This is a genomic window from Pseudonocardia sp. (assembly GCF_025965585.1).
In the GTDB taxonomy this organism is placed as follows: domain Bacteria; phylum Actinomycetota; class Actinomycetes; order Mycobacteriales; family Pseudonocardiaceae; genus Pseudonocardia.
In genome coordinates this window covers 12,148-24,041 of record NZ_JAOPWR010000518.1, presented here as the reverse complement: position 1 = coordinate 24,041, position 11,894 = coordinate 12,148, and the positions used below count along the sequence as shown (strand labels likewise).

Here is an 11,894-nt window from a genome sequence, read left to right as displayed (position 1 = left end):
TGCTGCGCGTGGTGGGACAAGAAGGCGATACGGCTTCCGCGGCGTACACCGAGAGGCTCACCCGGCGATCCGGGGCCCGTTGGAAGCAGGTCCTCGACGTCCAGGCGCCCTACCGGTGGAACCTGCGGCGCGTCCTCGGCGACCGCCGCACGCTCGACGTCGGCTGCGGGATCGGCCGCAACCTGCACAACCTCCCCGCCGGCAGCCTCGGCGTCGACCACAACGCCACCTCGGTGCAGGCGTGCCGCGATGCCGGGCTCGACGCCGTCACGGTCGACGAGCTCCTCGCGCGCAGCCCCGAGGAGCACGGCGGTTTCGGCGGGATGCTGGCCGCACACCTGATCGAGCACCTGCCCGCGGGCGGTGCCGTCGACGTGCTGGCGCCCTACCTGCCCTATCTCGCGCCCGACGCCAAGATCGTGCTGATCTGCCCGCAGGAGCGCGGCTTCGCCTCCGACGCCACGCACACGGCCTTCACCGACCAGGCGCTGCTCGGCTCGCTCGCGCGGCAGCTCGGCCTGCGCGTCGAGAAGCAGTACTCCTTCCCGCTGCCGCGCATCGCGGGGAAGGTCTTCACCTACAACGAGTTCGTCACGGTCGCGGCGCGATGACCGCCGAGGACCTCCGTCCGGCCTCCGCCGCGCCCGTGCCGGCCCCCCGCGGCGCCGCCACCGGTGAGCTGCTGGTGGTGCTCCCCGCGCTCAACGAGCAGGACAGCGTGGCGCGCGTCGTGCAGGAGGTGCGGGCCGCGCAGCCCGCCGCCACCGTCCTCGTCGTCGACGACGGGTCCACCGACGCCACCGCGGCCCGCGCCACCCGCGCCGGGGCGCTCGTGATGCGCCTGCCGTTCAACCTCGGCGTCGGCGGTGCGATGCGCGCGGCCTACCGCTACGCCCGCGAGTACCACTTCTCCTTCGTCGTGCAGGTCGACGCCGACGGCCAGCACGACGCGAGCGAGATCGCCAACCTGCTCGCCGTGATCGACGACGACGCCGACGTCGTGATCGGCTCGCGCTTCGCCGGCCGCGGTGACTACGCCGTGCGCGGTCCCCGGCGGTGGGCCATGCGCCTGCTCTCGGCAGCGCTGAGCGGCATCGTCGGCACCAGCGTGAAGGACCCGACGTCGGGCTTCCGGCTGGTCAACCGCAAGGCCATCGCGCTGTTCGCCGAGCACTACCCCGAGGAGTACCTCGGCGACACGGTCGAGGCACTGGTGATCGCCCACCGCGCCGGGCTGCGGATCACCCAGGTGCCGGTGGTGATGCGTCCCCGCGAGACCGGGGCGGCGAGCACCAACCCGTTCCGGTCGGCCGTCTACCTGCTGCGGGTGGTGGTGGCGGTGGGGCTGGCCCTCATCCGGCGCGCGCCCCGCGACGGCCGGGACTTCTGATGGCAGGGCCCCGCCTCACGATCGTCTCGGTGATCGTCGCGCTCGCGGCGCTCGTGCTGGTCTTCGAGCTGCTGCGCCGCCGCAGGCTGCGCGAGAAGTACGCCGTGATCTGGGTGGTCATCTCGATCGGCACCCTCGTGGTCGCGCTGTTCCCGCGGCTCCTGGGCGGCGTCGCCGCGCTCGTGGGCATCCAGACCCCGAGCAACCTGCTGTTCTTCGCCTCGCTGATCATCCTGTTCGCGGTGTCGTTGCAGCTCTCGCGCGAGGTGGGGCTGCTCGAGGAGCAGTCCCGCAAGCTCGCCGAGGAGATCGGCACGCTCAAGCTGCGGATGGACGCCGTGGAGAAGGAGCGGGCCGCGGAGCAGGGGCGCCCGCCGTCCGTCACCGTGCCCGACAGCGAGTGACACACTCCGCACCGGCGTTCCGGCGACGGCACGGGCGCCCCGGCGCGGGTGCGGACACCACGCCGGGTGTGCGGTGCGGTCAGAGCAGGCGGCGTGCCACCGACCAGTAGGCCCGCACCGCGACGTTGACGATCCGCGTCAGCGGTGCGGGGCCGATCGCCGACGGGTCGAAGTCGGCCGTCAGATGGCGCATCCACACCGCATCGGGCTCGCGGCGCTCGGCCTGCACGAGGCGGCGGCGCTCCGCGATGTGCGCGCGGTGGCGCCACAGCCACAGCCAGCCACGTACCTTCCCGCCGCCCCACCCCGACGCGACGGCGTACCCGGCGAGCAGCACCTCCATGACGAGCAGCACCGGCGCCAGCAGCAGCAGTGCGCGGGAGCTCCACAGCGTGGAGATCATCATCAGCCGGTTGCGCTCGAGCAGGTACATCTTGTGGGCGTTGCGGGAGAACTCGTAGTGGTGCAGCGCCAGCGCCGTGGGGACGCACCGCGCGCTGAGCCCCAGCCGCCACGCGCGCAGGCTCAGCTCGGTGTCCTCGAGGTAGGCGAAGTACTCCTCGTCGAACCCGCCGAGGGTCTTCCACACCGAGCTCTGCAGCAGCACGCAGGCGCCGCTGGCCCCCGTGACGTCGTAGGGCTCGGTGCGGGTCTCGGCCGTGTTCATCCCGCCGGCCCACGACAGCCCGATGAGGTGCACGGGGTTGCCCGCGCTGTTGACCAGGTGCGGCGGCTCGGCGAGCCGGACGCCGGCCATCACCGGTCCCGTGTCCGGGCGCACGGCCTCGGCGGCGAGCAGCGCGAGGGTGTCCGGGCGCAGCACGCAGTCGGAGTTCACGAGCGCGACGAAATCGGTGTCGAGCGCCTCGACCCCGAGGTTGCAGCCACCCGCGAAGCCGGTGTTGCGGCCCGGGTGCAGCACCTCGACCCGGTCGTCGGGCGGCACGGTGGCCAGGTCCTCGGGCCGGCATTCGTTGTCGACGAGCACGAGCCGGACGTCGATGTCCGTGGAGGCGAGCACCGAGCTCACGCAGTCGGCGAGGTACGGCTCGGCCTGCCAGGCGAGGACGACGACGCCCACGGTCGGGGCGGTCACGGGGTTGCTCGGATTCGGCGGCGCACGACCGACAGGACTATCAGTACGACGAGGGCGCCGACCATCTGGCCCACGGTCGCGGCGGTCAGCGGCGGCGCGGCCAGCAGTGCCACCACGAGCAGCACGGCCAGGCCGGCGATCCACGCGACGGCGGCCGCGGCCGGGCGTCGGACCGCGACCAGGTGCGTCTGGCCGATCTGGGCCGCCGCCCCGACGACGGTGGACGCGGCCAGCCCGGCCAGCACCCACGTCGGCGGCGTGATCGTGGCCCCGAAGACGAGGTGCGACACCGTGGGCACGACGAACACCGCGATCGCGCCCCAGACGACGCCCGCCACCAGCAGCGCCGTGCCGAGGCGGCGCGTGGTGCGCCGTAGCGCGGCGTCGTCGCCGGTGCGCTCCATCGCGGCGAACATCGGCAGCAGCAGCGCCTGCACCGAGGGGAAGAACAGGACGGGCGCGCGCAGGATCACCGCGACCGTCACGAACCCGGCGGCGACGGCCGGGGCGTCGGTGAGGCGCGACGTCACGACGACGGGGGCCAGGTTCCACACGCCCTGCCCGGCCAGCAGCAGCGCCGCCGACCAGACGACCGCGCGCAGCGCCGAGCCCGTCTCGGGGACGGCCGTGCCGGGCCCGGCGACGGTGCCGGCCGGCGTGCTGCGCAACGCCGGGCGGGCGAGGACGGCCGCCGCCACGAGCGGGGCCAGCGCCAGCACCGCGATCCACCACGTGGTGTCGCGGTCGCCGAGCAGCACCAGCGTGAGGGCCGCGACGAGGCCGACGCCGGCCTCCAGCCAGAACGTGGCCGCGTAGAGGCCGTAGCGGCGGGCGCCCGCGAGCGGCCCGCGCAACAGGTAGGACGCGGCCATGCCGACCGCGCCCACCGCGAGCAGGACGATCGCGGAGGACCCGGAGCCCATGATGCCGCCGATCAGCGGGCTGCTGAGGCCGAGCAGCACGAACGCCCCGACGAGCAGCATCCCGGTGTGCGACAGCGCCGCGCGCCGGGCCGGGGCGTCGTCGAGGCCTGCCGCCCGGGCGGACGCCACCGCGCGGGTGGTCTCCAGCTCGACGGCGGCGAACAGTCCGCGGCCCACGGTGTTGATGAGCAGGTAGTACGAGGTGACGGCGGCGAGCCCGGCGGCGTCGAGGTTGCGCGCGGCGATCGCCAGCACCACGTAGTTGGACGCCGCGAGCGCCAGCTGGCTGCTCGCGACCTGTGCCGCCGAGCCCCCCTGCCGCACGACGGCGGCCCGCGTCACCGGGGGCCCTCGGCGAGCGCCTGCTGGGGCGGCCCGGCGGGCGCCTGCGCGCCGTCGATCTCGTAGAGGACCAGGTCGGGGTTGCTGTAGACCTTCGTCAGCCACGGCTGCCCGGCCAGGTCGACCAGCCCCGGCTCGCGGGAGGCGTTGCTGCGCAGGAAGCCCGCGTCGAGCTGGACGTAGCGGATGTCGAGCTGGGTCACCGCGACCCGCACAGCCGGGTCGGTGGGGTACTGGTTGAACCGGTCGGCGAGCAGGTTCGCGTCCGGCCCCGTTCGGGTGGCGTCGTAGTGCGCGGCGACGGGCTTGACGCCGGTGAGCGCGTACATCCAGGCGGAGCCGTCGCCGCGGTCGTTGAGCACGCGCTCGCCCGGCGGCACGATCCGCGCCACGGCCTTCATGCCCTGGATCTCCAGAGCCGACACCGCGGGGCCGTTGCCGGTGTTGTTGGTCATCTGGATCTGGTCGCGGCCGAGGTAGAGCCCGCGGGTGACCATGCCGAACGCGAGGATCGCGACGGCCGAGGTGACGAGCGCGAGCGCGATGCCCGCCCGGGGGGCGTCCTCGGGCGCACGCCGGGTGAGCGTCCGCAGGGCGAGGACGGACCAGCGCTGGGCCTCGGCGACCCCGTGGCCGATCACGATGCACAGCGGCACCGCGGTGAGCCCGATGAGCCGGTAGCGGTCGTTCCACCAGATGCTGGTGATCGTCTTGACCCATTGCGCGTCGTTCGACGCGGCGAGCACGAACAGCGTGCCGAAGATCGCGGCGGACGCGGCCACCCAGCGCAGGCCGCCGAGGCGCCGGTAGCCGATCAGGCCGAGGACGAGCACCAGTGACAACCGGATCTGGGCGGTGGGCATGTTGTGGCTGAACGTGAGGAGCTGCCCGAGCGCCGCGGGCATGGTGAGGTCGGCCGGCCAGGTGACGGTGGTGATGCTGCTGCCGCTGCTCAGCGCGCCCGCCACCTGCAGGCCGCACACCACCGCCGCGCCGATCCCGCCCGCGGTCAGCAGCGCGACCTCCCGCGGCGCGGCCCCCGGCCGGCTCCACCAGCGCTGCACGAGCGCCGGCAGGGTGAACAGCACGGCCCCGATGAGGATCGCGGGGTGCAGGCACAGCATCCCGGCAAGCCCGGCGGCGAACAGCGCGGCGGGCGGTACGGCGGCCCGCAGGCCGCGGGCGTCGAGCACGTCGAGGACCAGCACCACCAGCAGCGGGGTGAGCGCCACCCCGGTGGCGAACGGCAGCAGTGGTCCGCGCCAGAGCATGTCGTAGATCGACGTGACCGACACCGCCGCGAGCGCGGTGGCCGCGGCCAGCAGCGGACGGCCGCCGCAGCGGCGCACCATCGCGGCCAGCGACAGCGCGAGCAGGCCCGGGATGAGCACCGTCTGGGCGTTGAGGACGGTGGGGATGCTCGCGCCGGTGAGCTCGTACACCACCGTGGCGATCAGGTGGTAGGCGTTGGGGTAGAAGACGGTGACGCCGTCGTTCTCGTACCAGTTGGTGGTGGCCATCGCGTAGAGGCCGCCGTCGCCGGTGTCGGCGATGAGCCGGATCCCGTTGGCGTGGAACACCGCGTCCCAGTCCTGCGGGATCGCGCCGAGCTGCTTGATCCCGCCGAGGATCGCGGCGATCCCCACGCCCACCGCGACGACGACGCTCGCGGCCACGCCGAGGTGTGCGGTCCTGGTCCAGACGGGCACGGCCGGCTCGACGACGGCTGCGGGCCCGTCGCGACGGCCGCGCAGGGCCTCGCGCAGTCCGCGACGGTGCCGGCGCAGCAGCGCGCGCACCCCGCCGAGCACGATGCAGACCACGAGCGTGCCGAGCGCGAACGACAGCGCTGACCAGCGGACACCCACTGTCGCGTAGAGCGGGCCCGCGAGGCCCGCGATCGCGTAGGTGAACAGCGGGGCCGAGGCGACGAGCGTCCAGCCGCGCTGACCGATCAGCAACCCCAGCAGCCCGCCGGGGAGGAACAGCACGACGACGTACGTCGCGATGACGCCGACGTCGGCGGGTGTCACGTCGGGGATCGACAAGACACCCTCCTTCGAGAACTCGGTCGACGATGTCCGCCGAGGATGCTATCGACCCCTGAAGATTACGGACGGGGGCACCGCGTGGCCCGGGCGGCGTCCGGCCCCGTGGCACGACAGGGTCTAATGACGTCCCAGAGGCGCCCGCACATCGGGCCGCCGGTCTGGGAGTGGTGCGTGCGCACGAAGGACGACGCGGATCCAGCGCAGGCGCAGGGGCGCGGCGCGAGATTGGTGACCGCGGCGGTCGTCGTGGCCGTGGCTCTCTTCGCGCTTATCGGGATCGGCGGCCCGCTGATCGGCCACGGCGTGTTCGCCGCCACGGACGCGCTGGTGCAGTCCAGCCCGTACCGCGACGCCGGTCTCGCCGGCACCGTCCAGACCGCGTTCCAGAACGACACCTACGACACGTTCCTCCCGAACACGCTGCTCTTTGCCGACGCGCTGAAGGCGGGCCACATCGCGGCGTGGAACCCCTACATCCTGGGCGGGGTGCCGCTGGGGGCGACGCCGAACTTCGCGGTCGCCTCTCCGCTCACGCTGCCGTACTACCTGCTGCCCGGCTGGCTCGCACCCGCCTGGACCAAGCTGCTGGAGATCGCCGTCTCCGTCGGCGGGTGCTTCCTCTTCGGGCGACGGGCCGGGCTCGGCCGCCCGGCCGCGCTGGTCGGCGGGCTGGTGTTCGCCACCAGCGCCTTCCTCATCGCGTGGACGGGGTGGCCGCAGACGCGCACAGCCGCGCTGATCGGCTTCGTGTTCTGGGCCGTCGAGCGGCTGGTGCAGCGCGGCCGCGCCCTGGACGCGGTGCTGCTGGCAGCGTCCGTCGCCGCGATGCTCTTCGGCGGGTTCCCCGCCGTCACGGGCTACACGTTGTTCTTCGCCGCGATCTACCTCGTGGTCCGGGTGGTGGCCGAGCACCGGTCCGGGCGCTGGGGCGCCGACGTCCGGGTGCTGGTGGGCGCGGCGGCCGGTCTGGCCGGGGGTGTGGCGCTGGCGGCGGTGCAGCTGCTGCCGTTCGGGTCGTTCATGTCACAGGCACTGGTGGCCGGGCGCGAGCAGACCCCGCAGGACCACCTGCCGCCGGAGGCGCTGATCACGGCGCTGGCCCCGGAGGGCCTGGGCAACGTCAACCCCGGGCAGCAGCCCGCGTTCATGCTCGGCGTGAACTTCGTGGAGGCGCTGTCGTACGTCGGGGCGGTCGCGATCGTGCTGGCGGTGGTGGCGGTGGCGTCCCCGGGCCGGGGGCGTGGCCTGCTGCCCCGGGGCGTGTGGTTCTTCCTGATCGTCGCGATCGGCCTGACCGTCGCCACCACGTACGGCGGGGGCCCGTTGCTCGCGGTGGCGCAGAAGCTGCCGGTGCTGTTCTCGGACAACTACGTCGGGCGGGTGCGCAGCGTGCTCGGGTTCCTGGTCGCGGTGCTCGCCGCCGCCGGGTTCGAGGTGGTGCTGCGTGGACGCGAGCCCACCGGTGATCCCACCGGTGCTCCCACCGGACGGCTGCGGTGGGCCGTGCCCGTCTACGGGGCCGTGGTGTGGTTGGCGGCCGCGGCGGGCACCGCGTGGATCTGGTGGCGGGCCCGCGACCTCGCCCGGGCCACCGACACCGCCGCGGCCGACGACGTCGCCCGGCTCTACCTGCTCGACCGGCAGGTCCTCGCCGCGCTCGTGCTGGTCGCGGTGGCAGTGGCCGGCGTCGCGGTGCTCCGCTGGGTCGGCGGCGGGCGGGTGCTGCGCGGCCTGCGCGTCGGCGTCGCGGTGCTGCTGCCGATGCTCATCGCGGTGCAGGCGCTGGGCCTGGTGCGCGACTACTGGCCGCGCAGCGAACGGGACACCTTCTACCCGGTCACCGACGCCCAGCTCTACCTCCAGCAGAACCTGGGCCACGAGCGCTACGCCTTCGCCCTCGACGGGATGGGCACCGGTGCCGACATACCACTGGGCCTGCGCGCGCTCAATGGGCACATCTTCGTCAACGGGACGATGTCGGACCTCATCGAGGCGCTCCCCGGCGCGCAGTTCCAGGACCCCCCGACGCTGCCGGTGTTCTCGGCGGGACCGGGGGTGGCCACCAGCCCGGTCCTCGACCGCCTGGGCGTCCGCTACTTCGTCACCTCGCCGATCCAGCCGGTCTTCGGCGACCTCGACGCCGACGTCGGCGACGGCGGCACCACCCGTCTCGCTCCGGAGACGCCGATCTCCGTGCCGATCCCGCCCGGCGCCGCCCTGCGCGGCCTGGCGGTGATCCCCGAGTCGGTGCCGGACGTCCCCGGCTCGACGCGCATCGAGGTCGTGCTCCGCGCCGCGGACGGGTCGGTCGTGGCCCGCAACTCCCGCATCGACGCCGGCATGGTCCCCGGGCAGATGTTCGCCGTCCCGCTCACCGAGGCGCCCGGCCCGGCGGTGACCGCGGAGGTGACCGTGCACGGCCCGCAGCCGATCACGGTGCGGACCACGGCCGGCGCGCCCGCCGTGTCGACGATCCGCGCCCAGGACGACGGGCTGCAGCTCACCCACGCCGGCAGCTCGGTGATCTACCAGCGGCTCACGGCGCTGCCGCGCATCCGCTGGGCGTCGGAGACCGTGGTGGAGCCCGACCCGCAGCGCCAGGTCCAGCTGGTGGCGAGCGGCACCCTGCGCCCGGACCAGGTCGTGCTGGGCACGCCGGGCCCCGCGGCCACGGCCGGCCCGGCGACGCTCGACGTGACCGACGACGGCCTCGACGACATCGACGTCACCGTGGACGCGGCGGGGAGCGGATACCTCGTCGTGGCCGACGCCCTGCAGGTCGGCTGGACGGTGGAGGTGGACGGGCAGCCGGCCGCGGTGCGTCCGGCCGACCACGGCACGGTCGCGGTGGCCGTTCCCGCGGGACACCACGTCGTGCACTGGCAGTACCGGTCCGCCACCGCCACGGCCGGGGTCTGGGTGAGTACCGTCGCAGCGCTGGGGCTGCTCGCGATCGTGGGTCTGACGGTCTGGCGGCGACGCCGTGACAGCGCCATGACGACCCTCGATACGCTCAGCCCTCGCGGCGAGGCCGATCTCGAGTCCGTCGGCCTCGGCTCCCCCGAGCGGACTCGACGAGGCCATGACCACTCCTGACACGCCGCCGGCACGGGACGACACGCGCCACCCCTCCCTGGTGGCCGACAGCACCGGGCGCCCGGTCTCCTCGCGCAGCGGGCGCGGCGAGGTCGACGTCACCGTCGTGCTGCCCTGCTACAACGAGCAGGACCACGTGCTCGACGAGGTGGAGCGCATCACCAAGGCCCTGGACAACAGCCCGCTGTCCTACGAGCTGCTGGCGATCGACGACAAGTCCACCGACCGCACGCTCGCCGTGCTGCAGGAGTCCCTGCCGCGCTTCCCGCACATGAGGCTCATGCCCTTCCGGCGCAACGGCGGCTCGGGCACCGCCCGGCGGATCGGCACGGCGGAGGCGGCGGGCCGGATCGTCGTCTGGACCGACGCCGACATGACCTACCCGAACGAGCGCATCCCCGAGTTCGTGCAGTACCTGCAGAGCAACCCGGACGTCGACCAGGTGGTGGGGGCGCGCACCTCGGAGCAGGGCACGCACAAGGTCCTGCGGGTGCCCGCGAAGTGGGTGATCCGCCGCTTCGCGGAGTTCCTGTCGGGCACGAAGATCCCGGACCTGAACTCCGGGCTGCGGGCCTTCCGCCGCGAGGTGTCGCTGCCCTACCTGCGGCTGCTGCCCCCGGGCTTCTCCTGCGTCACGACGATCACGCTGTCGTTCCTGTCCAACCAGCACACGGTGGACTACCTGCCGATCGACTACGCGCAGCGGGCCGGCACCTCGAAGTTCCACTTCGTCCGCGACGCCTACCGCTACATCCTGCAGGTGCTGCGGATGGTCATGTACTTCAACCCGCTCAAGGTGCTGATGCCGCTGGCGCTGACGCTGCTGACGGTCGGCTTCGTGAAGGGCGCCACCGACCTCGTCCGGTACGACCTGCGGATCACCACCAACGCCATGCTGCTGTTCGTGACGGGCCTGATCATCGCGGCGGTGGGTCTGCTGGCGGACCTCATCGTGCGGTCGCGCGGGGACACCTGATCGTGCGACGGTGGCGGACGGCCGTCCGGGTGCTGGTCGTGGCCGCGTTCGCCGGCGCGGTCGTGTGGGTGCTCGCGAGCCGGTGGCAGGAGGTACAGCCGCTGCTCGGCCGGCTCTCGGCCGGGTCGGTGCTGGGCGCTCTCGCCGCGGTGCTTGCGGGCATCTTCGGCACGTTCCTGTGCTGGCGGGCGCTGCTCGCCGATCTCGGCTCCCCGCTGCCGGTCCCCGGCGCGATGCGGGTGTTCTTCGTCGGCCAGCTCGGCAAGTACCTCCCCGGCTCGCTGTGGCCGGTGCTCGCGCAGATGGAGCTCGGCCGCGACTACAAGGTGCCGCCCCGGGCGTCCGGCGCGGCGGTCGCGGTCTTCCTCGTCGTGATCGTGGGGACGGGGCTCGTCATCGCCGTCCCGTCCCTGCCGCTGCTCGCCGACGGCGCGGTGGCGACCTACTGGTGGACGCTGATCGCGCTGCCGGTCGCGATCGTCGTGGCGGCGCCACCGGTGCTCAACCGCCTCATCGGCACGGCGCTGCGGCTGGCCCGCAGGCCGGCCCTGCCGCAACCCCTGACGCTCGGCGGGATCGCCCGGGCGGCGGGGTGGGCGCTGCTGTCGTGGATCGCCTACGGCGTGCACGTCTGGGTGCTCGCGCTGCAGCTCGGGGCGACGCCGACACCGTGGCTACTGCTGGTGGCCACGGGTGCGTTCGCCGCGGCATGGGCGATCGGGTTCCTGGTGGTGGTGGCGCCCGCAGGCGCGGGGGTCCGCGACGCGGCGCTGATCCTGCTGCTCGCCGGCGTCCTCTCGGCCCCCCAGGCCACGGTCATCGCCGTGCTGTCGCGGCTGATGTTCACCGTGGGCGACGTCGCGTGGTGCCTGCCGGCGCTGGTGGCGCGGCGGATGAGCACCCGTCAGGGGAGCGCCGACGAGACCGGCGCCGAGATCAGCGCAGTGTCGCCCACACCGTCGTCCAGGGGAACGGGGTCGTCACCCGCTGCACGTCGGCGACCGTGGAGACGAACTTGACGAAGCTGCGGGTGGACCAGTGGTTGAGGTGCCCCGGGGTGTTGCCGAGGTCCTTCACGTAGCGGCCCGCAACCAGGTTGCAGCCGCGGAAGATCGGCTCCCGCGGCACCGACAGCACGAGGTGCCTGCTCCCGACCCTGGCGATCTCCCGCAGGCCGCGCTCGGGGTCCCGCAGGTGCTCCAGCACCTCCACCGAGACGACGACCTCGAACTCGCCGTCGCGGAAGGGCAGCTGCTCGGCGTTCGCGTGCAGGAAGTGCGGGGCGGAGTAGGCCTTCCAGTCGCGGCGCAGGCCGGAGTCGGGCAGGTCGAGCCCGACCACCGTGGACCACCGCTGCGACAGCTTGTCGGCGATCACGCCCTCGCCGCAGCCGACCTCGAGCGCACGACCGGACGTCAGCCTCGGGTCAGCACGCACGCGGTCGAGCTGTCCCTCCAGGTTGGCCACCCAGCGCTCGGTGAGCCACCGGATCGCCGGGTTCTTGGCGGTGTACTTGGCGGTGTGGTTGCCGATCACCACATCCGGCGTCTCGAACGCCGTGCTCTGCTCCTGCACGCACCGACCTCCTGCCGCGTCGCGACGGGGCGTCGCCCCAC

Annotated in this window: 10 protein-coding genes; 6 read left to right on the top strand and 4 right to left on the bottom strand. The window is 73.6% G+C overall.

Going from position 1 to position 11,894, the window contains the following annotated elements:
• Nucleotides 1-8 precede the first annotated feature (8 nt).
• From JWR81_RS31920 to JWR81_RS31910, 3 genes are read left to right on the top strand one after another with little or no spacing between them, the layout of a single operon-like run.
• A complete protein-coding gene (locus JWR81_RS31920; protein ID WP_297661345.1) occupies nt 9-611 on the top strand; it encodes a class I SAM-dependent methyltransferase in 603 nt (200 codons plus the stop codon).
• Nucleotides 608-1,390 (top strand): glycosyltransferase family 2 protein, encoded by a 783-nt coding sequence (locus tag JWR81_RS31915; RefSeq protein WP_297661344.1) that lies wholly within the window; start codon nt 608-610, stop codon nt 1,388-1,390. The genes JWR81_RS31920 and JWR81_RS31915 overlap by 4 nt, the downstream gene beginning before the upstream one ends.
• Nucleotides 1,390-1,794: a DUF2304 domain-containing protein gene (locus tag JWR81_RS31910; protein WP_297661343.1), complete on the top strand. Its 405-nt coding sequence runs from the start codon at nt 1,390-1,392 to the stop codon at nt 1,792-1,794. The genes JWR81_RS31915 and JWR81_RS31910 overlap by 1 nt, the downstream gene beginning before the upstream one ends.
• A 79-nt stretch (nt 1,795-1,873) precedes the next feature.
• Here JWR81_RS31910 and JWR81_RS31905 read toward each other — a convergent pair whose 3' ends face one another.
• Genes JWR81_RS31905 through JWR81_RS31895 form a run of 3 tightly spaced genes read right to left on the bottom strand, consistent with a single transcriptional unit; the run spans nt 1,874 to nt 6,203 of the window.
• Nucleotides 1,874-2,890 carry a glycosyltransferase family 2 protein gene (locus JWR81_RS31905; protein WP_297661342.1) on the bottom strand — a complete coding sequence of 339 codons (1,017 nt, stop codon included), beginning with the start codon at nt 2,888-2,890 and terminating at the stop codon, nt 1,874-1,876.
• Nucleotides 2,887-4,155 (bottom strand): hypothetical protein, encoded by a 1,269-nt coding sequence (locus JWR81_RS31900; protein ID WP_297661340.1) that lies wholly within the window; start codon nt 4,153-4,155, stop codon nt 2,887-2,889. Before JWR81_RS31900 ends, JWR81_RS31905 begins: the two co-directional genes overlap by 4 nt.
• Nucleotides 4,152-6,203, bottom strand: coding sequence for a DUF6541 family protein (locus tag JWR81_RS31895; protein WP_297661338.1), 2,052 nt, complete (start codon nt 6,201-6,203; stop codon nt 4,152-4,154). Before JWR81_RS31895 ends, JWR81_RS31900 begins: the two co-directional genes overlap by 4 nt.
• 174 nt (nt 6,204-6,377) lie before the next feature.
• On the opposite strand from JWR81_RS31895, the gene JWR81_RS31890 reads away from it, so the two are divergent.
• From JWR81_RS31890 to JWR81_RS31880, 3 genes are read left to right on the top strand one after another with little or no spacing between them, the layout of a single operon-like run.
• Entirely contained in the window at nt 6,378-9,302 is a 2,925-nt protein-coding gene (locus tag JWR81_RS31890) for a hypothetical protein (RefSeq protein WP_297661336.1), read from the top strand.
• The gene (locus tag JWR81_RS31885; RefSeq protein ID WP_297661334.1) at nt 9,289-10,278 is read left to right on the top strand and encodes a glycosyltransferase family 2 protein; all 990 of its coding nucleotides are present in this window, start codon (nt 9,289-9,291) and stop codon (nt 10,276-10,278) included. Before JWR81_RS31890 ends, JWR81_RS31885 begins: the two co-directional genes overlap by 14 nt.
• Before the next feature lie 2 nt (nt 10,279-10,280).
• Nucleotides 10,281-11,297 carry a lysylphosphatidylglycerol synthase transmembrane domain-containing protein gene (locus tag JWR81_RS31880; RefSeq protein WP_297661332.1) on the top strand — a complete coding sequence of 339 codons (1,017 nt, stop codon included), beginning with the start codon at nt 10,281-10,283 and terminating at the stop codon, nt 11,295-11,297.
• On the opposite strand, the gene JWR81_RS31875 is transcribed toward JWR81_RS31880, so the two are convergent.
• Nucleotides 11,215-11,853: a class I SAM-dependent methyltransferase gene (locus JWR81_RS31875; RefSeq protein ID WP_297661330.1), complete on the bottom strand. Its 639-nt coding sequence runs from the start codon at nt 11,851-11,853 to the stop codon at nt 11,215-11,217. The genes JWR81_RS31880 and JWR81_RS31875 overlap by 83 nt on opposite strands.
• Nucleotides 11,854-11,894: the final 41 nt, after the last annotated feature.